The sequence below is a fragment of the Microbispora sp. H13382 genome, assembly GCF_014161445.1.
Classification (GTDB): domain Bacteria; phylum Actinomycetota; class Actinomycetes; order Streptosporangiales; family Streptosporangiaceae; genus Microbispora.
In genome coordinates this window covers 106,824-130,219 of sequence record NZ_JABBXA010000024.1, presented here as the reverse complement: position 1 = coordinate 130,219, position 23,396 = coordinate 106,824, and the positions used below count along the sequence as shown (strand labels likewise).

21 protein-coding genes are annotated in these 23,396 nt (G+C 70.6%); 8 read left to right on the top strand and 13 right to left on the bottom strand.

Annotation, left to right across the window (positions count from 1 at the left end):
* Positions 1-164: 164 nt before the first annotated feature.
* Positions 165-902, bottom strand: coding sequence for an HAD family hydrolase (locus HHX41_RS34480; protein ID WP_169982085.1), 738 nt, complete (start codon positions 900-902; stop codon positions 165-167).
* Positions 903-1,154: 252 nt separating this feature from the next.
* Between HHX41_RS34480 and HHX41_RS34475 the strand changes: the two genes are divergently transcribed.
* Entirely contained in the window at positions 1,155-1,760 is a 606-nt protein-coding gene (locus HHX41_RS34475; protein WP_182909285.1) for a hypothetical protein, read from the top strand.
* A gap of 3 nt (positions 1,761-1,763) precedes the next feature.
* Here HHX41_RS34475 and HHX41_RS34470 read toward each other — a convergent pair whose 3' ends face one another.
* The 3 genes from HHX41_RS34470 to HHX41_RS34460 form a co-directional block, all read right to left on the bottom strand.
* Positions 1,764-5,027, bottom strand: coding sequence for a BTAD domain-containing putative transcriptional regulator (locus HHX41_RS34470; RefSeq protein WP_182909284.1), 3,264 nt, complete (start codon positions 5,025-5,027; stop codon positions 1,764-1,766).
* An 89-nt stretch (positions 5,028-5,116) separates the two neighbouring features.
* Positions 5,117-6,442 (bottom strand): HAMP domain-containing sensor histidine kinase, encoded by a 1,326-nt coding sequence (locus HHX41_RS34465; protein ID WP_182909283.1) that lies wholly within the window; start codon positions 6,440-6,442, stop codon positions 5,117-5,119.
* Between the two features lie 51 nt (positions 6,443-6,493).
* The gene (locus HHX41_RS34460; RefSeq protein ID WP_169982089.1) at positions 6,494-7,177 is read right to left on the bottom strand and encodes a response regulator transcription factor; all 684 of its coding nucleotides are present in this window, start codon (positions 7,175-7,177) and stop codon (positions 6,494-6,496) included.
* Between the two features lie 157 nt (positions 7,178-7,334).
* On the opposite strand from HHX41_RS34460, the gene HHX41_RS34455 reads away from it, so the two are divergent.
* On the top strand, positions 7,335-7,961 hold the full coding sequence (locus HHX41_RS34455; RefSeq protein ID WP_182909282.1) for a hypothetical protein: 627 nt from the start codon (positions 7,335-7,337) through the stop codon (positions 7,959-7,961).
* A 24-nt stretch (positions 7,962-7,985) separates the two neighbouring features.
* On the opposite strand, the gene HHX41_RS34450 is transcribed toward HHX41_RS34455, so the two are convergent.
* Positions 7,986-8,660, bottom strand: a complete 675-nt coding sequence (locus HHX41_RS34450; protein WP_182909281.1) for a DUF305 domain-containing protein — start codon at positions 8,658-8,660, stop codon at positions 7,986-7,988.
* 403 nt (positions 8,661-9,063) lie between these two features.
* Here HHX41_RS34450 and HHX41_RS34445 point away from each other — a divergent pair, with 403 nt between their 5' ends.
* Together HHX41_RS34445 and HHX41_RS34440 are read left to right on the top strand one after the other, a co-directional pair.
* Entirely contained in the window at positions 9,064-10,068 is a 1,005-nt protein-coding gene (locus tag HHX41_RS34445) for a LacI family DNA-binding transcriptional regulator (protein ID WP_169982092.1), read from the top strand.
* Positions 10,055-11,539, top strand: a complete 1,485-nt coding sequence (locus tag HHX41_RS34440; protein ID WP_182909280.1) for a serine/threonine-protein kinase — start codon at positions 10,055-10,057, stop codon at positions 11,537-11,539. Before HHX41_RS34445 ends, HHX41_RS34440 begins: the two co-directional genes overlap by 14 nt.
* Before the next feature lie 142 nt (positions 11,540-11,681).
* On the opposite strand, the gene HHX41_RS34435 is transcribed toward HHX41_RS34440, so the two are convergent.
* Positions 11,682-12,350 (bottom strand): class I SAM-dependent methyltransferase, encoded by a 669-nt coding sequence (locus tag HHX41_RS34435; RefSeq protein WP_220504670.1) that lies wholly within the window; start codon positions 12,348-12,350, stop codon positions 11,682-11,684.
* Positions 12,351-12,461: 111 nt separating this feature from the next.
* Between HHX41_RS34435 and mscL the strand changes: the two genes are divergently transcribed.
* Entirely contained in the window at positions 12,462-12,890 is a 429-nt protein-coding gene (mscL, locus tag HHX41_RS34430; protein WP_169982095.1) for a large conductance mechanosensitive channel protein MscL, read from the top strand.
* Positions 12,891-12,908: 18 nt separating this feature from the next.
* On the opposite strand, the gene HHX41_RS34425 is transcribed toward mscL, so the two are convergent.
* Entirely contained in the window at positions 12,909-13,502 is a 594-nt protein-coding gene (locus tag HHX41_RS34425; protein WP_169982096.1) for a hypothetical protein, read from the bottom strand.
* Entirely contained in the window at positions 13,499-13,807 is a 309-nt protein-coding gene (locus HHX41_RS34420; RefSeq protein ID WP_182909278.1) for a hypothetical protein, read from the bottom strand. Before HHX41_RS34420 ends, HHX41_RS34425 begins: the two co-directional genes overlap by 4 nt.
* A 329-nt stretch (positions 13,808-14,136) precedes the next feature.
* Between HHX41_RS34420 and HHX41_RS34415 the strand changes: the two genes are divergently transcribed.
* The 3 genes from HHX41_RS34415 (at position 14,137) to HHX41_RS34405 (ending at position 15,652) form a co-directional block, all read left to right on the top strand.
* Positions 14,137-14,997, top strand: coding sequence for a helix-turn-helix transcriptional regulator (locus HHX41_RS34415; protein ID WP_182909277.1), 861 nt, complete (start codon positions 14,137-14,139; stop codon positions 14,995-14,997).
* Positions 14,998-15,110: 113 nt separating this feature from the next.
* A complete protein-coding gene (locus tag HHX41_RS34410; protein WP_182909276.1) occupies positions 15,111-15,323 on the top strand; it encodes a DUF397 domain-containing protein in 213 nt (70 codons plus the stop codon).
* Between the two features lie 122 nt (positions 15,324-15,445).
* The gene (locus tag HHX41_RS34405; protein WP_182909275.1) at positions 15,446-15,652 is read left to right on the top strand and encodes a DUF397 domain-containing protein; all 207 of its coding nucleotides are present in this window, start codon (positions 15,446-15,448) and stop codon (positions 15,650-15,652) included.
* Between the two features lie 193 nt (positions 15,653-15,845).
* On the opposite strand, the gene HHX41_RS34400 is transcribed toward HHX41_RS34405, so the two are convergent.
* From HHX41_RS34400 to HHX41_RS34380, 5 genes are all read right to left on the bottom strand, one after another.
* Positions 15,846-17,819, bottom strand: a complete 1,974-nt coding sequence (locus tag HHX41_RS34400) for a glycosyl hydrolase family 28-related protein (protein ID WP_182909274.1) — start codon at positions 17,817-17,819, stop codon at positions 15,846-15,848.
* Positions 17,816-19,384 (bottom strand): glycoside hydrolase family 13 protein, encoded by a 1,569-nt coding sequence (locus HHX41_RS34395; RefSeq protein WP_182909273.1) that lies wholly within the window; start codon positions 19,382-19,384, stop codon positions 17,816-17,818. Before HHX41_RS34395 ends, HHX41_RS34400 begins: the two co-directional genes overlap by 4 nt.
* 47 nt (positions 19,385-19,431) lie before the next feature.
* Entirely contained in the window at positions 19,432-20,421 is a 990-nt protein-coding gene (locus HHX41_RS34390; RefSeq protein ID WP_259401522.1) for a carbohydrate ABC transporter permease, read from the bottom strand.
* A 13-nt stretch (positions 20,422-20,434) separates the two neighbouring features.
* A complete protein-coding gene (locus tag HHX41_RS34385) occupies positions 20,435-21,358 on the bottom strand; it encodes a carbohydrate ABC transporter permease (RefSeq protein ID WP_169982104.1) in 924 nt (307 codons plus the stop codon).
* 118 nt (positions 21,359-21,476) lie between these two features.
* The gene (locus tag HHX41_RS34380) at positions 21,477-22,856 is read right to left on the bottom strand and encodes an extracellular solute-binding protein (protein WP_169982105.1); all 1,380 of its coding nucleotides are present in this window, start codon (positions 22,854-22,856) and stop codon (positions 21,477-21,479) included.
* Positions 22,857-23,396: the final 540 nt, after the last annotated feature.

Below are 23,396 nucleotides of genomic sequence, written 5' to 3'. Positions count from 1 at the left end.
CGGCCATGCGCTCCTCCTGCTGTCGGTACCGATCACTGGTACCGACAGTGGAGGCAAACCTGATCAGAGGCCCGGAAGCGGCCCGGCGTGTCGCGGCCCGGCGAACCTAAGTGGACACCCCACTAGGTCCTGTTCCTCGAACCTTGCGACGTGAGGGCGCCCGGTCACGCGTTCGTGCGTGACAGCCGATCGGGGAGGTCGGTCAGCCGTTCGATGCGGAGCACCGTCTCGTCCGCCGTCGGCGGTGGTCCACCGGTGACGAAGTCGATGCCGCGGTCCAGCCAGATGCCGGTGAGCCCGGCGAGCGTGGCCGCGTTCACGTCGCCTTCCAGCATGTCGCCCACGTTGACCGCCCGCACGGGGTCCGTCCGCATCCGCCGGCAGGCTGTGGCGAAGGCGACAGGGTCGGGCTTGGCCGCACCGAGCTCGGTCGGGGTCAGGACGGCTTCGAAGTATTCGAGGAGGCCGAAGCGGGCGAGCTTGGCACGCTGCTGCTCGGGGTCCCCGTTGGTGAGAACGGCCAGACGGGGTGCCCGGGGAAGCCGCTTCAGTGCCTCCAGACATGGCTGGACATCGGGATAGCTCCGCCAGGACTCCTCGAACGCGGTGAGGTAGCGCTCGGCGAACCAGGCGTCCAGAAGGCCGGGACTTTCGGGAACCGGCTCGCCGAGCATCGGCAGGAAGGAACGCAGCCTGCGTCGGCGTTGCTCGGCGAAGGAGCAACGACCAGCCAGGTATTCCCGCATGTGCCGCCCCTCCAGCGTCCACCACAACGCCACCAGCTCGTCCGGTGGAGCCGTCGCGTTCGGCGCGGCCCGGACGATCTGGCCGATCGCTTCCAGGACTGCGCCTCGGTGATCGACCAGGGTGCCGTCCAGGTCGAAGAAGACCACATCCGTCATAGGAGGATCATCTCGTGGCGCCTGTCCCCAGCGATCTTCCTTTCGGGATTGGTCGCCCGGGTCACTGGGCGCGGAGACAGCAGACGTGTGAGCGCGGTTCGCGAGTGCGTGGAGTTCGGCGGGCGGTCGCCGGGGGGCGACGGCCCCGCCGGTGGCCGTTTCCGGCAAGCGCTTCGCAAGCCGTGTCGGCCCGTTGAAAGCGGCCGGCCGTACAACGGAGGCATCCTGCCGTACCCCGAAAGGACCAGTCCGATGGGTCGCGCCTCCCGCTCCCTCCTCCGCCTCGCCACCGCTCTCGGCACCGCCGTCGGCGCCGTGGCCGTCGCCCTCGCCGCCGGCGTCTCTCCCGCCGCCGCGGCCACCTGCGACCCCGCCCTCGTGGCCCTTTCGGGCAGCCTGGTCGGTGGCCTGTGGCGGTCCAACGGCGGCGAGAACAGCGTGTACGGCTGCCCCGTCACCAAGGAGTACGGCTTCGCCGGCAAGCGTGGTTCCTACCAGGAGTTCCGCAACGGCAAGATCGTTTGGTCGCCCAACCTCGGCGGAGGCGCCCTCGTCCGCGCCTACTACGCGCAGGGCAAGGCCGTGTTCCGCTGGAGCGGCCTCGGCCGTGACTGGGACTTCTTCAACGTCCGCTGGAGCATGGACGGCGGGCCCGTCACCCAGGTCAAGGTCGGCAGGCTGACCCCGTGGAGCGGCGCCTACTCCATCGACCCCTACTGCGGGAACGGCGTCTGCAGCACCACCAACGGTCACGAGGTCAACCGGGTCGTCTTCGTCGTCCAGGGCTGCGACCGAGGCACGTTCAGCTCCGACTGCGGCCCGTGGAGCATCGCCACCTCCGTCAGGCTCGCCCACTGACCGTCACACGCGGGCGAGCAGGGCCAGGATCGGCTTCTCGTAGAGGGTGACCCCGGAGCCGCGTACGAGGGCGAGCGCGTCGCGCAGGTGGCGCCGCGCGGTGTCGGGGTCGTCGCGGACGAGCGCCAGGCGGGCCAGGCACAGGTCGGTCACCGACCAGCCGAGCAGGCGGCCCCGATGCGCCAGGAGCAGGTCGTGCAGCACCGGCGCCGCGGCCGTGTCGCGCAGCGCCAGGCACGCCTCGCTCAGCAGTTCGGGGATGAACCGGTAGGCGAGGTCGCCCCGCATGCCGGCGAAGCCCTCGGCGGCCAGACCGGCGAAGACCTCCTGTGCCTCGTCCCTCCTGCCGAGGTCGAGCAGAACGGCGCAGCGCAGCACCAGCCATCCCGGCTGGCCCGGCTGCCGCGCCAGCGCCTCCTCCGCCACTGCCAGCGCCGTCGCCGCGTCACCCCGCGCACGCGCGGCCAGACAGCGGAAGACGGCGGCGCGGCTCTCGGCGTGGTCGCGGCCCAGCGCGCCCTCCGGATGGAGCCGGGCCGACTCCTCCGCCTCCTCCAGGGCGCGGCCCGTGTCACCGCGGAGATGGGCGTGGATCGCCGACAGCCAGGCGGTGAGGCTGAGCAGGGCGGGCTGGCGGATCCTGCGGGCGGTGTCCGACAGCCACGTCAGCAGCCGGGCCGCCCGCTCCAGCTCGCCCTGTTTGACCAGCTCGACGTGCTCCGCCTCCCGGGCCAGCCATTCCGCCACCAGGTCGCCCGTCCGGCGGGCCACCTCGGTCATCTCGTCGATGGCCGCCTGCCGCTCGGCCTGGCCGGCGACCCCCCGCGAGAGGATCTCGTACGCGCTCAGCGCCCGCAGCAGCGGTCCGTCGTCGCCCCGTGTGCGGGCCTCCCGTACGGCCTCGGCCGCCAGCGCGACACTCTCCTCGACCGGCCGGGTGAACGACCCCGTGATGGCGAAGGCCGCCAGGAGCTGGGACCGCAACGGCGAGCCCTCCCCCTGGCTTCGCAGCGCCCGCTCGATGCGCCCGGTCAGCGCGCCGCCCGCGGCCCATTCCTCGTACATCGCCCACGACAGCGGATCGGAGAACCCGAGCGCGGCGCGGGCCAGCCGGTCGTCGTCCCCGAGAGCGTCGGCGATCTCGGCCGCCTCCTCCAACGTGGCGTGCACCTGCGTGCTCATCCCCGCCGCCGACTGCGCCTCGGCGAGGCCGAGCAGCAGGTCGCACCGCAGCTCCCGGTCGGTCACGGGAAGCTGGACGGTGAGGGCGACGGCGTGCCGCAGGTGCTCGACCGCGTCCTCGTAGGCGAACTGGGCCATGGCGTGGGCGGCCGCCTGCCGGGCGTACTCGATCGCCTTGGCCGCCATGCCGGAGATGACCAGGCCCTCGCGGTAGTGGTGCGCCAGCTCGGCCAGGTGCGTGCCGCGCCGTTCCAGCACGGCCGCGATGCCGGCGTGCAGACGGCGCCTGCGCAGCGGGGCGAGGCCGTCGCGCAGCACGTCGCGGACGATGTCGTGGGCGAACCGGTAGACGAGGTCGTGCTCGGTGAGCAGGCGCGCCCGGACGGCCGCGTCGAGCACGTCGAGCACCTCGTCGCGCGGCACGTCCATCACGTCCCGCACCACGTCGAGCAGGACGTCCAGCGGGGCGTCGCGGCCCAGCAGCGCCGCCGCCGACAGGACGCCGGGCGCCCCGGGCGGCATCGCCGCCATCCTGCCGCGCAGCACGTCGGCGACCGCGCCCGGCGCCTCGCCGCCGTCCAGGTGGACGAGCTCGCCCAGGAAGAAGGGGTTGCCGCCGGTCCGCCTGGCCACCTCGGCCGCCCGCGTGGCGTCCACGCCCGCCCGCCGCAGATACTCGGCGATGGCGTCCTCGCCCAGACCGTCCAGCGTGATCCGCTCGACGTGCGGGAGCCGTACGAGCGTGGCGAGCGTACGGGCCAGCGGCCCGCCGACCTCCGTGTCGCGGTACGTCGCGATCACGGTCAGGTCCGGGCACGCCCGCGTCGTGGCGAGGAACTCCAGCAGCCGCAGGGACGAGGCGTCGGCCCACTGGAGGTCGTCGAGGACGACGAGCACCCTGCCGTGCGCGGCGGCGTGCTCCGCGACGAGCCGGGCGAACGCGTCGTACAGCGCGAACTCCCCGGTCGCGCCGAGCATCTCGGCCAGTTCGCCGTGCCGCCCGGTGAGATGGCGCACGGCCTGGGCCCAGGGCCAGAACGGCGGCGCGCCCGTGCCGTCCCAGCAACGGCCGAACACGGCCACCGGCGCTTGCGCCGCGGCGTCCTCCGCCAGGCTGGTCTTGCCGATGCCCGGCTCGCCCGCGACGAGCACGACGCGCGTGCCGTCCCCGGCGACGGCGCGGCGCAGCACGCCTGATTCGGCCGCCCGGCCGATGAGCACGCCCTCCCGCTGTCCGGAATCCGGGTCCGCCTCGGCCGTCGGCGCGGCGGGGCTGACGACGGCCGCCGGGGCGGGGTCGTGAGGAGTCGCGGGCGGGGGCGTCAGCGCGGGGTCCTGCGCCAGGATCCGCCGCTCCAGTTCACGGGAGCCCGGATCGGGGTCCAGGCCCAGCTCGCCGACGAGCAGGCGGCGCCCGTCGGAGAGCAGGGCGAGCGCGTCGGCCTGACGGCCTGCCTGGTAGAGGGCGTGCGCGCCGAGCCTGCGCAGCCGCTCGCGCAGGGGGTGGGCCGCCACCAGCCTCGTCAGCTCGGGCACCAGCGCCCGCCCGAGCCCGAGCGCGAGCTCGGCCTGGGCCACGTCCTCGACGACCGAAAGCCTGAGCTCGGCCAGATGGGCGATCTCGTCGCGCGCCCAGGACTCCTCCTCGAACCCCGCCAGCGGCTCGCCCCGCCACTCCGCCAGAGCCATGCGGAGCCGCCCGGCGGCTCCCGCGTGGTCGCCCGCCTCCAGCAGCCGGCGCCCGGCGGCGACGGCGGCCTGGGCGCGGCCGAGGTCGAAGCTCTCCGGCGGCAGCTCGACGGCGTACCCGCCCGGCCTGCTCACCAGCACCGACGGCTTCGCCCTGCGTACCCGGCCGGGTTCGAGCACGCGCCGCAGCTTCGACACGTACGCCTGCACGGTGTTGACCGCCCCCGGCGGGGGCTCCTGCTCCCAGAGCGCGTCCACGATCCTGGCCGTGCTCACCGGACGCGGCGCCGCCAGCACGCACAGGGCCAGCACCGCCCGCTGCTGGGACGGCCCGATGTCGAGCGGCGTCCCACCGTCGTCGAGCACGACGACCTGGCCGAGCACGCGGAACTCCACCGTGATCTCCTCCGATTGCGGTCCCCCGAAATGTATCCCGCCCAACTCGGCCTTTTCGGACAATCCGCCGGATGATCAGCGACAAAGGGTCAGTGACGGGCCCCTCGGGCGCGGGTACGCCGCAGCAGGCGGCGGCGTGGGCCGGACGCCCGGCCGTCGGTGCGCAGCCACACGTTGACCCCGGTCCCCCCGAGTGCCGAGGCCTCGATGCGCACCCCGCCGCCCGTCGACTCGGCCAGGCGCCGGGCGATGTCGAGGCCGAGCCCGGTGGAGCCGGCCCCGCTGTTGCCCCGGCGCAGCGCCCTCTCCGGATCGGGGATGCCCGGGCCCGCGTCCGCGACGAGGATGCCCAGCATGCCGCTCCCCCGGTGCAGGGTGACGCGGAAGGCCGTGCCCTGCGGCGTGTGGCGGAAGACGTTGCCGAGCAGCGCGTCGACCACCGCGCCGAGATCGGCCGCGGCGACCGGCACCGGGCTGGGCTCGTCCGCGCCGACGAGCTGCCACGGCCGCGCCTGGTCCTCGGCCAGCGCCGACCAGAAGGCGAGCCGCTCCCGCAGCACGAGCGCCGCGTCGCAGCCGGCCGGCGCGGCCCGGGACGGCCGCCGGGCCGCTTCGATGATCTCGTCCACGGCCTGTTCGAGCCGGTCGACGGCGAGCCTGCGCTGCTCGGCCTCGGGTCCGGGGCCGCCGATGTTCAGCCGCAGCGCGGTCAGCGGGGTGCGCAGCCGGTGCGACAGATCGGCGGCGAGCTCGCGCTCGGCCGCGAGCAGTCCCGCCACCTGGTCGGCCATGGTGTTGAACGCGCGCCCTGCGGCCACCAGCTCCGGCGGTCCGTCCGGGACGATGCGCACGGTCAGGTCGCCCGACCCGAGGGCGGCCGCCGCCTGCCCCAGCCGCCGGGCCGCCCGGACCACCCGGGCCCCGAGCCGGTCGGCCACCACCACCGACCCCACCACGAGGGTGACCGCGACGCCGGTCAGCACGGCCCAGGAGGTGGACACGCCCTTGCTCGCGTCCGCCTCCGGCGCGTACACCTCGATGACGGCCCGCCGCCCGCCGTCCAGCGCGACCGGCCTGAGCAGCACGTATCCCTTGCTGACCGGCACGGTCCTGGCTCTTTCCGCCGCGCTCGCGACGTCGGCGGGCGCGACCCGGGAGCGGCCCACCGTGCGCCCGTCCGGAAGGTGGACGGCCAGCCGCGAGGTCCCCGCCGGGGTGCTGGCCAGCGCGCGCTCCAGCGCCGCCGCGTCGTCGGTCACGACGAGGGCGGGCACGATCGTGGCGGCCTGACGCTCGGCGTCCGCGAGCGCGCGGCTCTCGGCGATCTCCTTGACCGCCACGGCCAGCGGGATGAGGAAGGCCAGCGCGACCATCGCCGTCACGGCCACCGCCACCAGCGCCAGGCTCCGTCTCACCGCGGCTCCCGCTCAGGACCTCGTACCGTCATCGCGGCTCCCGCAGGGGCCTCAGCCCTCCGCGGGAGGGCTGAGGCGGACGCCGACGCCCCGCACGGTGTGCAGATATCGGGGGCGGGACGCGCTCTCGCCGAGCTTGCGCCGCAGCCAGGACAGGTGGACGTCGATCGTCTGGTCGTCCCCGTACGACTGCCGCCACACCTCGGCCAGCAGTTCCCTGCGCGAGATCACGCGGTCGGGCCGCGCGGCGAGGTAGGCCAGCAGGTCGAACTCCCGGCGGGTGAGGTCGAGCGGCACACCGTCCAGGCGGGCCTCCCTGCGGTCGGCGTCGACGACCAGGCCGCCGACCCGCGCGACCGACGACGGCGTCCCGGGCCTGGCCCGGCGCAGCACGGCCTCGAGGCGCGCGTTCAGGTGGTCGCCGGAGAACGGCTTGACCAGGTAGTCGTCCGCGCCGCCGCGCAACAGGCGGACGATCTCCGCCTCGTCGTCCCGCGCGGTGGCCACGATGACCGGTACGTCGGAGATCGCCCGGAGCATCTTCAGCGCCTCCGCGCCGTCGAGGTCGGGCAGTCCGAGGTCGAGGACGACCACGTCGGGGGCGGCGTACGCGATCTCCCGGAGGGCGTCGAGCGCCCGGCCCGCGCTGCGGACCGCGTGGCTGCGCCCGGTCAGGTCGCGGATGATCGCGGATCGGACGAACTCGTCGTCCTCAACCACCAGAACGGTCGCCATGGGGCAGAAACGTACACTCCCGCTCCACACGGCGTCCCAGGAAGAGCGATCCGAAACGTACGGATTCGCCGTGATTTAAGGCAGACAAAAACCCGTAGAGGGTGACCGAAAGGGATCGAGCAGCATTTACTACGTCACGAGATAGAGTGAGCGGCCCATGAGAAGGGCCACGGGTTACTTGATCGCCTGGTGCGGGGCGACCGCGCTCGCCGTCGGCGTGTCCTGGCTCGGCGTGCGTGACGTGCTGCGCAGCGCGATCCTGGACGAGGCGCCCCTGGCCCCGGTGGTGGCCGTCGCCGCGCCGCTGTCCGCCTCGCCGCTCTCCGCCTCGCCGGGCACCCCCGCCCCCTCTCCCCAGGACACCCCTGAGGGCGGTCCCTCCGGCGAGCCGTCCGGGGAGCCGTCGGGACGGCCGTCCCCCTCCCGCCCCCCTGCCACCGTCACGCCGACGCGGACGCGGACCTCTCCGGCGCCGCGGCCGGCCCGCTCCACCCAGCCGGCCGGGCCGGCCGGCTCGGCGGAGCCCTCCCCCACCGCCCGGCCGCGCAGGACCTCCGGCGGGGAGAGCCTGCACACGTTCACGCTGAAGGGCGGCCGGGCGACGATCGCGGTGACCTCCCGGGACTGCCGCGTGGTGACGGCGACCCCGAACGACGGCTACGAGGTCAAGGTCTGGGAGGCCGACCAGTGGCTGCGGATCGCCTTCCTCCGGGACATCCACGAGTCGTCGGCGTTCTGCACGTGGAACGCCCTGCCGCCCCGGCTCGACACCTACGAGAACTGACGGGACCGCAGGCCCACGGCAGGCTCAGTCGAGCAGGGCGCGGTACTTCTTCAGCTCCTTGACCTCGGCGCCCAGGGCGGTCGTGGTGGCGACGGCCAGCGCCTTGGCCCCCTCGAAGGCGCCCTCGGCCTGCTCGGCCCGGGCCAGCTTGATCGCGCCGTTGTCGTGCTCGATCATCAGCGTCACGTACTTCCGGTCGAACTGCGGGCCGTTGAGCTTGGCCAGCGCCTCGATCTCGGCCCGCGTCTGCGTCCCCGGCATCGCGTGGTCGCGCGGCAGCGGCTCGGCGCCCCACATGTCGAGCCAGTCCCTGAACGTACGCATGTCGGTGTCGCGGGCCGTGGCGACCTTCGCCGCGAACTCCCTGACCCACGGGTCGCCCGCCCGGGTCTCCGCGAGCCTGGCCATCTCCAGGGCCTGGAGGTGGTGCGGGATCATCTGCCGGGCGAACGTCACGTCGGCGGCGTTCCTGCCGCCGGACTGATCCGCCGCTCCCGTCTCGTCCGCGCCCGTCTCGTCCGCGCCCGTCTCGTCCGGGCCGGCGGTGAGCGGGGCCTCCGTGGCCGCCTCGGAGGTGGCGGCGGGCGAGGCGGCGGCCGGGACCGCGGGAGACGGCGACGCGGCCTGGTTCGCGGGGTCCGGCGTGCCGCACCCGGCGAGCAGGACCGTGGCGAGCACGCCCGTTAACGCACCCGTCACACGAGCCGTCACGACAGGGAGCCGGCGGATAGTGGTCGTCACTGGAGGCCTTTCCGGTTCTGGCTCGGGGACGGCCGCGACCGCCCCCGGGGGCCGGGCGCGGTCGGTCCGTCCGTGATCCCTTTGCCGCAGGACCCTACCGCCGGGAGGTGGTTCCGGCCTCCCCCGCATGGCATTTCGGCATATTTACGGTGATTATCGGACAAGCTGGGCGATTCGTGTCAAAATTCCCATTCACTTCCCTGGAGCACTGCCGTGCTCTAGCCTCCAACTGTGCCAAACGGGAGCGAAACTCTACGAAAGGTTTCACACCGAGGAAACCTCTGTTGACACGAGCGAAACAGTGATACTTTCGCTTGGGAGCGCTCCCAAGCCGTGTGAACCTTCGGGCCGAGGAGACCGGATGGCCGATCTTCCCACCCTCGCAGAGGTAGCCGCCGCAGCCGGCGTCTCCCCGGCAACAGCTTCCCGGGTCTTGACCGGCTCGGTACGCGTGACCACGTCGACCCGCCGACAAGTTCACGACGCGATGTCGCGTCTGGGCTATGTACGGCGCCGCGCCCCCAGGGGATCCGCGGGCAGGCGGGCCGAGCAGATCATCGCCGCGGTCGTCTGCGAGCACAGTCCACGCCTTTTCACCGAGCCGTTCTACGCCAGGCTCCTGTCCGCCTGCGAGGAGGTGCTGACGACGCACGGGGTCCCCATGGTCGTGATGACCGCGACCCCGGCGACCGCCTCCATCGCCGCGCCGCCGCTGGTCGCGGGCTCCGTCGACGGAGTCCTACTGATCGGCGCACGCGCGCGGCACCCCCTCGCGGTAACGCTGGCGGCCTCGGGCGTCCCGGTGCGCTGTGCCGGGCGGCCGCCAGACGGCATCGACCTCCCGTTCGTCGACATGGACAACCGTGACGGCGGACGGCAGGCGGCCGAGCACCTGCTGCTCAACAACCGCAAGCACATCGCCACGATCGCCGGGCCGCCGACCCTGCCGGCCGCCCGCGACCGGCTGGAGGGCTTCCGGCAGACGCTCCGCGACGCCGGCGTGCTCGACATGCCCGTGGCGTACGGCGACTTCACCCACGCGTCCGGCGCGCACGCGATGCAGTGGCTGCTGCAACGGGCGCCGCACATCGACGCCGTGTTCGCGGCGTCGGACGTGATGGCGGCCGGGGCGATGCAGACGCTGCGCCGCGCCGGGCGGAAGGTGCCCGACGACGTGGCCGTCATCGGATACGACGACGCGCCCGTGGCCAGGCACACCTCGCCGGCGCTGACCACCGTCAGGCAGCCCGTCGAGGAAATGGCCACGCTCGCCGCACGACTGCTTCTCATGACACTCGGGGACGGGGACAATCCCAAGGGCAATCCGGTGCTGCCCACGGAACTGGTGGTTCGTGAATCGGCCTGAGCTTCGAGAAGGCGACGTCCTGACCCGTCGCTATCTGCTCCAGGAGCGGATAGCGACGGGCGGGATGTCGGTCATCTGGCGTGCCTTCGACCAGTCACTCCAGCGCATGGTCGCCATCAAGGTGCTGGACGGCTCGCTCGACGACGACAGTCCCGGACGGGAACTCATGCGCCGGGAGGCCAGGGCCACCGCCCGGCTGATCCACCCGGACGCGATCGAGGTCTACGACTACGGCGAGACGGTCACGAACGGCGGCAGACTGGCGTCCTTCGTGGTCATGCGCCTGCTGGAGGGCCGGTCGCTGGCCGACCGGATCATGGAGGGCCCGCTGCCCTGGGCCGAGGCGACGGAGATCGCCGCCGGGCTGGCGAAGGTGCTGGCGGCGGCGCACGACCGGGGCATCGTCCACCGGGACGTCACCCCGGAGAACGTGCTGCTCGCCGACGACGGGCCCAAGCTCCTCGACTTCGGGATCGCCGCGTTCATCGGCGAGGCCGACGACCAGCTCGTCGCCGACTTCGGCACGCCGCCGTACGTCGCGCCGGAGCGGCTGAAGGGGACGACGGCCGACCCGGCCGTGGACGTCTACGCGCTCGGCGTGCTGCTGTTCGAGATGCTCACGGGCGCACTGCCGTACCCCGAGAAGACCTGGGAGGCGATCGAGGCGGCACGGCGGGATGGACCGCCGCCGGTTCCCGAAGGGGTGCCGGGCCTGCCGCAGGAGGTCGCCGACCTGTGCCGGCGCTGCCTGTGCCCCGACCCCGTGGACCGGCCGACCGCGCGGGCGGTCGCCGCCGCCCTGGGCGCGGTGAAGAAGCCGCCCGGCCCGCGCGGGGCCGGCTGGGGCGCCGCCGCCGTCGGAGCCGCCGCCCTGGGCGGCATTCTCTGGTTCACCCAGACGGGCGGCCCCGAGGTCGGAGCCGTGGTCGTCCTGCCCAGCCCGTCGGGGGCGTACGCGCAGGCCACCGCCTCGCCGCCGCCGCAGGACGAAGCCGTCGCCGCCCCCGTCGGCCGGCCGCGGCACACGGTCGCGCCCGTCGCGGACCCCGTACGCACGACCGGCCCGGCCCGGCACCGCCCCTCCCCGACGCACAGCGTCAAGATCCTCAAAAAGGACCGGGACGCGGGAGACAGCGTCAGGCGGCCGAAGGCCTCGGCCACCGGCAAGTCCGAAGTCGCACCCCTGCCTCTGGCCACCACTGCCGCGCCCATGCGGGTCGACACCGCGGTCCGGCAGTTCGCCCTGCTGGTGGATGGTGCCGAAGCCACCCACGACATCGACGACGACGTCGCCCTGGACCTCAAGCAGGTGCTGCGCAACGCCGTCGACAACGGTCAGGGGCTGGCCGTCGTCCGCGAGAAGATCGAGGTCCGGTACCGCGAGGGACGGCTGCCGGCCGTGTTGAAGGGGGAACTGCTGGCCGCGCTCGACCGGGTCGAAGCCGCCTTGGCCCAGGCCAGCGATACCTGAAATGGGAGCGCTCCCAGAACAACCGTCTGTTGCGTTTGGTCAGGACCGTAAGTCGGGCCGCGTCCGATAAGCGTCCGTACCGCGACCGAAACAATCGTCCACTGCGGCGTGGGCCGGCCGACGACGCCCGGCCCTCCGGCGTCTAGTGCCGCTTGATCGTCGCGAGCCAGGCCGGTGCCCCGTCGTCGTGGTATCGCGTCTGGATCCGGTCCGGCTCGATGGCGACGACCCTCCATCCGTCGACGAGGTCGAACGCCGCTCTCAGATCCTCCCGGCTGACGGGGTGCGGGCCCGTATCGGAGCCGTCGTCGCTGAAGCACAGCACATACAGAGTGCCGCCGTGCTCGGTCACCGACGCGAGACTCGCCACATAGGCGGACCGCTCCCCACCGTCGAAGGTGTGGAACAGCCCGCAGTCCAGCACCGTGTCGAACCTGCGCCCAAGACGCTCCAGGCGCAACGCGTCGGCCTCGGCGAACTCGGCCTCCACGCCCCGATCGCCGGCCTTCGCCCGGGCGATCGCCAGTGCCGTCTCCGCCACGTCGACGCCCAGGACCGGCAATCCCAGCGAGGCGACGTGAAGGGCGTTCTCCCCGGTCCCGCAGCCCGCGTCGAGAACCGCCCCGGTGAATCCGCCTTCGGCGGCGAGGCGCACCATGGCCGGCTGCGGCCGGCCGATGTCCCACGGCGCGGGGCCCTCGTGGTACGACGCGTCCCAGGGCAGGCCCGTCAGCCGTTCATGACTGGTCGGACGCCGGCCGGTGAACGGATCGCCGGCATCGTCAATGAGACCTCCCGATCGGTCCTGCAACGCCCTCCCCTTCCCCCGGCCGGCTCTCCACCTCATCGTGGCACGCTTGAGAGTGATTTCGACCGGTCAACCCCTTGCATGGGGAAGGCAAAACCGGATACCTCGTTTCCCATGAGCGGATTCAAGAAGTTCATCATGCGGGGCAACCTGGTGGAGCTCGCTGTCGCCGTCGTCGTGGGCGCGACGTTCAGCGGGCTCATCCAGGCCCTCGTACAGGACCTGATCACCCCCCTGATCGCGGCCATCACCGGCGGCAAACAGCCCGACTTCTCCAGCTACACGTTCACCGTCAACGGCGCGGTGTTCAAATACGGCGACTTCATCAATCACCTGCTGACGTTCCTGATCGTCGCGGCCGTCGTCTACTGGCTGGTCGTCCTGCCCATGACCCGTTTCCTGAGCCTCTTCGACCGGGACAAGGAGGCCACGGAGAAGAAGTGTCCCGAGTGCCTGTCGGACATCCCCGTCGACGCCCGGCGCTGCGCGTTCTGCACGGTCGAACTGTCCACCGTCGCGGCCGCCGAGAAGCCCCCTGCCTGACTTCTCGCGTATCCCCCGTCAGGGCCTGAAGCGCGTCAGCGTCCGCTCGCCGGTCTCCGCGGGCTCCCGGGAAACGGGACGGCCGGGGTGCCGCAGCACGTCCACGATGACGAGGGACGTCCGGTGCGGGTCCCTGGTGATCCGCACCTCGCGGGCCAGCCAGCACGCGGCGGCGATCATGTCACGGGCCTGTTCGAGGTCTCCCGGGCTGGTCCCCGCCCTGCACCACACCCACAGGCGCTCGCCGAACGGCTCCGGCCTCGTACGGAGGATGACCGGCAGCTTGCCCCGCCGGCTGACGATCAACGCCTCGGCGCAGGCCTTCCGTACGCGGTGGGGCGTCACCACGCACCAGAATCGGCCCGCTACCTCCCGCCGGGCCTGCGGCCAGACCAGGACGAGCAGGCAGACCAGGGAGCCGGCGACGATCGTGACGGCCGGGCCCGCCGCGCGTACCGCGAGGACGACGACCGCAGGCCCTCCCACCAGCAGCACCGTCTCGTAGCGCCATCTCCACAGCACCACCAGCGGTCCAGGCCGCGCTACGGGAGAGGTCTCCCGTTCGATGAACCGCAGGACCAGATGCGTGTTCCGCCTGACCGGATGCCTCATGCCCGTCCGCCCGACGGGTGCTCGGGCCTGCGGGAGAACGGAGGTTCGAGCACGTTCACCCGTCCGGTCCCCCGGCAGCGACGGCACGGCAGGCCGGTCGGGCACCGCCCCTTCGCCGAACAGATCCGGCAGGGAGCGAGTGCGTCGAACCTCGGGTCACGGTACGTGTGGGTGTGCCAGGTGCGCCGGATCTCCCAGCGCTGCACCCACGCGAACGCGTCGATTTCGGCGAACGCCTCCTCGCCCACCCTCCAAAGGAGGGCGACGATGCGCATCCGTAACCCCGTGAGGGAAGGAGCGCGCATGTTCTTGTTGTTAGAGTGCACGGGATCATCCCTTTGCTGAGCAGGCAGGTCGGATGGTCGTCTGCGCTGGGTCGATGTGCCAGCATCGGCCCAGCGGCGCATTTCAGTAGGGGGCGAAGGACGAGCCCCCGATTCGCATCGCCTCCCTTCGGGAACCGGCTGGTCCAGCCGCCACGTTGAGGCTTATGCCTGGTTGATACCCGTCCTTTGCCAGTGGCAATCCACGTTTGGCAATTGCCACTGGTTCTTTCCATCGGCACCTGCCTATGGCATGCTACGCTGCCCTTTTTGATGCACCCTCAAGAACGCGTACGCAGAAGGTGACCGCTATGGCCGGGACCAACCTGACGCTCCGGCGGCGCCAGCTGGCAAGCCGTCTCCGCGAGCTACGGCACGCAAGCGGCATGACCGTGGAACAGGTCGCTCAGGAACTGCTGTGCAGCCCCGCGAAGATCAGTCGTATAGAGACCGCACAGAGAAGCGCGAGTCTCCGCGACGTACGTGATCTCTGTCGCCTCTACAACGTGACCGACGAGAACGTCGTGTCGCAGTTGATGGCTCTGGCGCGCGAGTCACGTCAGCCGGGCCTCAAACAGGAGTGGGGCGACCTCGGCGACGACGCCATCTACACCTACATGGACCTCGAATCGGCGGCGGCGTCGATCACGGAGTTCCAGATCGCGCATATCCCGGGTCTGCTACAGACGGAGGATTACGCCCGGGCCCTCGTCGGCAGGATGCTGCCGCGGATCCACCCCGATGTACTGGAGCGCAGGGTCGAGGCCAGGATGAAACGCCAGCAACTCCTGTCAGGAGCGACTCCGCCCCGCTACTGGACCTTCATCGACGAGGCGGTCCTGCACCGGAGGGTCGGTGGAACCACGGTCATGCGCCAGCAGTTGGAAAAGGTACTCGAGCTGGCGAGGTCACGCCGGGTGATTGTGCAAGTGATCCCCTTCGAGGCCGGGGCGTACATGGGTGCCGGCAGCCCGTTCGTCTTCTTCGAGATCGCGGATAAGACCATGCCGAACGTCGTGCATCTCGAGTTGCTGACCCACTCCGAATACCTGGAGAAGTCCGAGGAGCTCGGCACTTATCGCGAGGCCGTTGACCAGATCCGGGCCGTCGCGTTGAGCCCCGACGACTCACTTGAGCGCATCGCGGAGGCCTGCCAGAAGTACGTCTTATAGGGAGCCGGTAGGGCAAAGCCAGCGGTCTGCCCTGACTGTCGGGATCACCTGGGCGGTCGCAGTACTCACTTCAGTGGCAGGAGCGAGAGTACAGCGATATCACGGGAGTCTCTATGGAATCAACGAAAGACTCGCCCACTTTCCCGCCGGAGTGGCGTATCTCTTCGCGCTGCAACGGAGGCAGTTGCGTCCAGGTCGCGTTCGGAGACGGCGTCGTTGCCATGCGCGACTCGAAAGACCTGACAGGACCCGTCCTGTCCTTCACATCTAATCAATGGAGGGGTTTCCTTGACGCGGTGAAAGCCGGCAACCTTGACCGGCCCTGACGATCTCCGGGCATCGGCGAGCACAACCTAACCACCGCAGACAATATTGGACGCAAACACCACAAAGGTATAATTCCGGCGCGAGCTTCCTTCTCCAGACGAACTTCTATCCGGGAGAGCCCATGGCGGACCCACCTCTGTTCGGCGATGTCGTCTGGCACCAGGTGGTTTGCAACGGCGGCAACTGCGTCCAAGTGGCATTCGAGAAGGGATGGGTCGGCGTGCGTGACGGCAAGCAGAGGGACGGTGGTCCCGTGCTTGCTTTCACGGCTGAGGAGTGGAGCGCCTTCGTGCAGGGCGTCAAGGACGGGGTCTTCGACCTGCCATGAAGCGTCATCCGGCGTGCGACCGGGTGAGGGGCTTCCCGGCTGTGCCGGTGAAACCCTTCACCTTGGCCGACTGGCGTATCTCCTCAAGGTGCAACGCCGGCCACTACGTACAGGTGGCCGTCCTCGGCGGCGTCACCGCGGTCCGGGGCCCGCCGCTGGGCCCGGACCGCGGGTCGGCCGCCGTACGGCACGTTCACCACGGGGACGGCGGGGGTGGGGGGACGACTGGGGGGCGGTCGTCGCAGGTGATGGTGTTGGGCAGCATCCAGGGAGCGAGCCAGCCGCCGTCGTTGCCGCCGAGGTCGGTCAGGGAGAACTCGGAACCGGTGGGCGGGAAGTTGAAGGCGCCGCAGTTGTTGACCCCGACCGCGCCGACGTTGCGGGCGTCCACGTTCTGGAAGGACGCCGAGCCCTTCACGCGGGCGCTGACCACGGAGGTGCCCGTGCCGTCGACCCGGATGTCCCTGAACCGGACCTTCGGGATCGCGTACAGGTCCTTCACCGACCACTCACTGACGAGCATGATCGCGTTGTACGTGCTGTCCAGATAGTGGTCGCCGCTGACCTCGATGTCGGCGTCGATGTCCTTCTCCAGGGCGTAGAACCAGACGGCCCCCAGGCCGATCCTCCAGTTCAGCTCGAAGGTGCCGGCGCGGACGGTGGTGTTGCCGGTGATGCGGAGCCTGCCGGTGAACGGCTCGGCGCCGAACCGGGAGCCGATCTGGATGGCGCTGCCCTCCCTGATCGGGTCCGCGATCAGATTGTTCGCGACCGTGTTGTCCGTGCCGCCGTAGATCGCGATGCCGTTGGCCAGCACGGGCGTCTGCACGGTGTTGTGGTCGATCGTGTTGCGCGCGTCGGCGGTCCTGTCGGACCAGAGGGCGAGGGCGTCGTCGCCGGTGTTGCGGAAGAGGTTGCCCGACACGACGGAGTCGGTCACGCCGGTGTGGAAGTTAAGCCCGTCCGCGATCTGGTCGACGATCACGTTATTGGTGATCTTGATGTTCCGCATCGGGCCGTCGAACCACATGCCGACCTTGGTGTGGCGGATGTGGAGCCCGTCGATGGTCGAGTCGCTCATCGCGCCGCCGACGCCGTTGACCTGGTCGGTGTCGATGCGTTCCCGTACGTCGCCCTCGATGGCGAAGCCGGACAGGTGGACGTTGCGGCTGCCCCCGGCCGCGGCGTCCTTGCCGTAGAACCCGACTCCGGTGTGCACCGAGCCGTCCGGGGCCGGGGCGCCCAGATCGGTCTGACGGCCCTTGATGATCGTGTACCAGCTGCCGGCGCCGGTGATCGTCACGTTGTCCACGAGGATGTGACGGTTCACCTGGTAGGTGCCCGGCGGGATGTAGACCTTCAGGCGCGTGCGCTTGGCGAAGGCGATCGCCTTGTCGATCGCCCCGGCGGAGTCGCGCCTGCCGGTGGGGTCGGCGCCGAAGGCCAGCACGTTCGCGGCGACGACCTCCACCCGCGGCGGGCCGACGAGGTGCGAGTCGAGCAGGTCGACGACCGTCCATTCGGCGTTGCTCCCCGCCGGGACCGTCAGCCGCACGGTGTCACCCGCCCGGTACGTACGGCCGAGCAGGAGGCGCTGCTCGTCGTAGAAGTGGTTCGGGCGGAACGGCTTGGCGATCTCCGGTGTGGGAGTGGTGGCGGCCGGCACGCAGGAGCACTCGGTGATCCACCAGTCGGGGTGCAGCAGCCCGGCGCCCGGGTCGTTGGAGAACGGATACTGGTTGTAGAGCCAGGCGTACTGCGACGTGAGGGTCATGGTGGCCTGCTTGCGGCCGTTCACCGCGACGTCGAGCGGCGCGGTGATGCCGCCGCCCCCGGGAGCGTCCGGGATGCTGTAGCGCACCGTGATCGCGTTGGCCGCCTTCGGCAGCGTGAACTCGACGTACTGCCCGGGGGTCAGCCGCACCGCCTTACGGCCCGACGCCTCCGCCGGCAGCGTGTACGCGTCGCGGCCGGGGCCGATGACCGTCCCGTTCGTGGCGGCGTTCTCCGCCTCCTGCTCGGCGAAGTCGACGTCGGCCCCGCGCCCGGCGACGAGAGCCGGGTCGAGGGCGGCCCGGGTCACGACGGGCGCCTTCGCCGAGGCGGACGCCGGGGCCTGCACTGCCACGAGCCCGGTGACGGCGACGGCCGCCAGCAGAATTCTCATCGGGCCTCCAGGATCCAGACCGCGGTGTCGGACGGGAGCAGGTCTCCGTCGATCGGGCCGCTGGCCAGCAGGGCCGAGCCCTGGACGGGGAACGGAACAGTCTCGGCGCCGAGGTTCACCACGCAGACCAGCCCGGAGTCGCGCCGGAACGCGATCACGTCGTTTCCGGTCGGCAGCCAGGTCAGCGTGCCGTCGCCGAGCAGCTCGCGCCGCAGGCGCAGGGCCGAGCGGTAGAGGCAGAGCATGGAGTCCGGGTCGGCCTGCTGGGCATCGACCGTGAGGTCGCGCCAGCCCGCCGGCTGGGGCAGCCAGGGCTCGCCCGTGCTGTAGCCGAACGGCGGCTCCTCCCCCGACCACGGCAGCGGCACCCGGCAACCATCACGACCGCGGACGGTGTGGCCGGAACGCTCCCACATCGGGTCGTCGATGAGCTCCTCGGGGATGTCCTCGACCTCGTTCAGGCCGAGCTCCTCCCCCTGGTAGACGTAGACGCTGCCGGGCAGGGCCATCGCCAGCAGCGCCGCCGCCCTCGCCCGACGCCGGCCGAGCTCCAGGTCGGACGGCATGCCGTCCCGGCGTTCGGCGTTGTCCCAGGACGTGACGGCCCGGCCGTACCGGGTGACGGGACGGGCGACGTCGTGGTTGGACAGCACCCAGGTCGCGGGTGCGCCGATCGGCACGTGCGTGGCGAGGGTCAGGTCGATGCTGCGGCGCAGCGCGGCCGGCTCCCACGCGCTCGACAGGAAGTCGAAGTTGAAGGCCGTGTGGAGCTCGTCCGGGCGCAGGTAGTTCGCGAACCGCTCCTGGTCGGGCAGCCACACCTCCCCGATGAGGATCCGCCCGCCGTAGGAGTCGGACACCCGCCGCCACTCGCGGTAGATCTCGTGGACGCCGTCGTGGTCGGTGTACGACTCCTCCACGCTGTCGAGGTCCTTGACGAGGACGGCCGCCGAGTCGATGCGGACGCCGTCCACGCCACGGTCGAACCAGAACCGCAGCACGTCCAGGAACTCCTGGCGTACGGCCGGGTTGTTCCAGTTGAAGTCGGGCTGCTCGGGGGCGAACAGGTGGAGGTACCACTCGCCGTCCGGCACCCGCGTCCAGGCCGGGCCGCCGAAGATCGACCGCCAGCCGTTCGGCGGGCCGTCGCCGACGCCGGGGCGGAACCAGAACCGCTCCCGGGCCTCCGAACCGGGACCGGCCGCCAGGGCCTCCTGGAACCAGGCGTGCTGGTCGGACGCGTGGTTGGGGACGACGTCCACGATCGTACGGATGCCCAGGCCGTGGGCTTCCTCGATCAGCTTCTCCGCCTCGGCGAGGGTGCCGAAGACCGGCTCGATGCTGCGATAGTCGGCGACGTCGTAACCGCCGTCGGCCATGGGCGAGGGATACCACGGATTCAGCCAGATGGCGTCGGCGCCGAGGTCCGCCAGGTACGGCAGGCGCGACCGCAGCCCCGCCAGGTCGCCCGTCCCGTCGCCGTTCCCGTCGGCGAAGCTGCGCAGGTAGACCTGGTAGATCGCGGCCCCGCGCCACCAATCGTGGGTCGAGGTGTTGCCGGGCATGCTGAATACAACTCCTTACGGGGTGACGGCGGCAGGGGTGGGGTCGTTCAGCCCTTGAGGCTGCCGGCGGTGAGACCGGCCATGATGTGCCGCTGGAACAGGAAGAAGACGACGATGGTCGGGATGCTCGCGATCACCAGGGAGGCGACCAGCACGTTCTGCGGCATCTGCGAGGAGAGCGAGGCGATGCCGATGCTCACCGACATCTTGTCGCTGTCCGGCAGGACCAGGAGGGGCCAGACGAAGTCGCGCCAGACGTTGACGACGGTGAGGATCGAGACCACCCCGAGGATGGGCCGGGAGATCGGTATCACCACCGACCACAGGATGCGGCCCGGCGACGCGCCGTCGATCTCGGCGGCTTCGAGCAGTTCCCTGGGGATCGAGTCGAAGAAGCGCTTGAGCAGGAAGACGTTGAAGCCGTTGGCCGCGGCCGGCAGCCAGATCGCCCACGGCGTGTTGAGCAGGTTCCAGCCGAAGATCGGCACTTCCTTCACCGTCAGGTACGCCGGGAGCATGATGACCATGGGCGGGATCATCAGCGTCGACAGCATCAGCGCCAGCACGACCTTGCCGAGCGCCGGGCGGAGCTTCGACAGCGCGTAGGCCGCCGAGACGTCCACCGCGAGTGTCAGCAGCCAGGCGCCGCCGGCGTAGAGGGCCGTGTTGCCGAGCAGCGTGCCGAGGTCCAGCAGATCCCACGCCTCCAGGTAGCCGTCGAGCGAGAAGTGCGACGGCAGGAAGGTCGGCGGGATGGAGTTGAGCTCCTCGGTGGACTTCATCGCACCGGTGACCATCCAGTAGAGCGGGAAGACGAACGCGGCGGTGAAGCTCACCACCACGATCGCCAGCACGATCCAGTAGATGATCCGGCCGCGGGTCGTGTTGAGCTGGTGCGGCGAGACGGCGGTGCGGAACTGCGTGCCGAACGGCTTGCGGGGCCGCCGCCGCCCACGGCGCTCGTTCCGGGCAGGGGCGGCGGGCGTTCCGGTCGGGCTGTCGGGCATCACGGTGACGTCGGTCGTCGTGTCTGGCATGGTCGCTCCCCCCTCACACCGTGTTGTCGCGCGAGACGCGCAGGTAGATCGCGGAGAACACCATGAGAACGATCATGAGCATCAGGCCGAGCGCGTTGCCGGCGTTGAGATTGCCGAAGTTGAAGGCGTACTGGTACATGAGGTAGACGACGCTGACCGTGGCGTTCTCGGGGCCGCCGCCGGTGAGCAGGTAGGGCTCGATGAAGACCTGCATGGTCGCCACGATCTGAAGAAGCAGCATCACCAGCAGGATCAGCTTGGTCTGCGGGATCGTGACGTGCCAGATCCGCTTGAACAGGCCGGCGCCGTCGAGCTCGGCGGCCTCGTACAGCTCGCTCGGGATGGTCTGCAGGGCGGCGAGGTAGATCAGGGTGCCGCTGCCCATGTTCATCCAGGTGGAGACGATGACCAGCGAGATCAGCGCGGTACTCGTCGAGTTGAGCCACTGCAGGCCCGGCAGGTGGACCAGGCCGAGAGCCTGGTTGAACAGCCCGTAGTCGGGGTTGTAGAACCACTGGAACAGCAGGACGCTCACCGCGGGCGGCAGCATCACCGGCAGGTAGACCACGAAGCGCAGGTACGCCCTCGCGTGCCGCAGCTCGTTGAGCACGATCGCGGTGACGAACGGGATCCCGTAGCCGCACAGCAGGGCGAGCAGGGTGAACACCGCGGTGTTGACCCAGGCCGGCCCGAAGGCGGGGTCATTGATCACAGTACGGAAGTTCTCCAGCCCCACCCATCGGGGCGGGTCCACGAAGTTGGTCCTCTGGAAGCTGAGGATGACCTCGCGGACCATCGGATACCAGGAGAAGAACGCGAAACAGATCAGAGCGCCGCACAGGAATCCGTAGGCGGTCACGTTGCGCCGCACGGCGCGCCGCAGTTTCGTCGGCTGCCGCCGTCTGCCGCTCGCTGCCGGGATGCTCGCTGTGGTCATCGTTGTGGATCCGATCTCGACGTGATTGCCCTGCACTCGATTCGCCCTGCACGGTTCGCCGGGGCGCCGGCCGCGCGTGGGTCACGGCCACGGGCGGCGCCCCGGATTATCAGGGCGGTCAGCCCTTCGAGGCCAGCAGGGAGTTGACCTTCGACTCGGCATCGGCCAGGAGCTGGTCGATGTTCGCGTCCTTGCGGGTCAGCACGGCCGACATCGGAGTGTCGAGGATCTTGTAGATCTCCTGGGCGTACGGCCCCGGCTCGGCCTTCGGCGGGATGCCCTTGGAGCCCTCCACCCATCCGGCGAACTGCGCGAGGTCGATGTTGGCGTTCGCCTTGCGCAGCTCGTCGACGGCCTGGCCGGACGGCGTGTCCGGGCGGTAAAGGTCGGGGTAGGGCTGGCCGACGGTCAGGTCCGCGCTCTTGGCCCGCGCGTAGTCGAACTGGCCCTTGCCGGGGGTGAGGAACTTGTACTCGATCCACTTGAGACCGGCCTTGATCTGCTCCGGCGTGGCCTTCGGGTTGATCATGTAACCGGCGCCGCCGTTGAACAGGGCCTTGGCCTCGGGCTGGGCGGTGATGGCGTAGTTCTCGAACTTGCCGCCGAAGTCGTTGCGCAGCGAGATCAGCACGTCGGGCGCGCCCAGCATCATGCCCATCTTGCCGCCGGCCATGGCCTTCATCAGGGCCGGCCAGTCGATGTACAGCTGGGAGCCCATGCTGTTGTCGGCCCACCGCATCTGGTGCAGGTTCTCCAGCACGGCCTTGCCCTCGGGGGTGTTGAAGGCGGCCTTCTTGCCGTCGTCGGTGATGACCGACCCGCCGCGACCGTAGACGGAGGCGGTGAAGTGCCAGCCCCCGACGTTGTTGCCGCTGTACTCGCCGTACCCGACGTAACCGGGACCGAGCCCGGCGATCTTCTTCGCGGCGGCCTGCACCTCCGCCCACGTCTTGGGCGGGCTGCTCGGGTCGAGACCGGCCTTGGTGAAGACCTCCTTGTTGTAGACGAGGCCCATGCCGTAGCCGTCGGTCGGCAGGCCGTAGACCTTGCCGTCCTTCTTGAACAGGTCGATCGAGCTGTTGTAGTCCTGGAACGTCTTGATCTCGTTGACGTACGGCGTGAGGTCGGCCGCCTGTCCGCTCTCGATGAGGCGGCCCACGTTGGGGAAGTTGACGTAGAAGACCGTCTCGAGCTCGCCGCTGGCCAGCTTCGGCTCGAAGGTGCGCGGGTCGTAGCAGGGGAACGCGTCGGTGACCTTCGCGACCTTGATAGTGGGGTTCAGCTGCTGGAAGGCCGCCAGGTCCTCCTCGAACGTCGCGCGCTCCGCCTTGTTCGTCTTCGGCGGCTCGCAGTTCACCGAGATCGACACCGGCCCGGCGCCCTCGGGCGCCGCACTCGCCTTGTCACCGCTGCCGCCGCTGTTGTCGGTGCCGCACGCCGCGGCCGCTGCAATGGCAAGTCCCGAGACCAGCAGTATCGAGAGCTTGTGGGATTTCATCCTCGTTCCCTTCTGGAACCGCGCACCACGACCCGTCGAAGCACGCGGCTCGGGGCCGACTTGGAGCGCCCCGATCCGCTCGATTGCGAGAAACATACAGAGGCATGCAGGACTGAGCAATAGAGCGGCAGTAACTGTGCAAAAAAGTGACAGTGCAGGGCCTACGGCGTCTCGGAGCAAGGACATCGCCCGAGAACCTCCTACGGCTCGTTGCCGCTGGACGCCTGAGTGCCTGGGGTTTGCTCGTTGCCGCTGGACGCCTGAGTGCCTGGGGTTTGCTCGTTGCCGCTGGACGCTTGAGAGCCGGGGTTTGCTCGTTGCCGCTGGACGCTTGAGAGCCGGGGGTTGGCTTCTTGCCATTGGACGCGCTCAAAGCGGGCGGGTGCTCCGGCCGGCCGTGATAGTTGCGCTCCGGTGAGCCTCGGGAGCGGCCATCGCGGGCGCGGTGGTACAGGGCACGGTCTTACGCCGGCCTCCGCACCCGCCCGCCCCGGCGCTCCGCGCACCTGTTGATAACCGCCTCAGCCGAGGTTCGCGGAC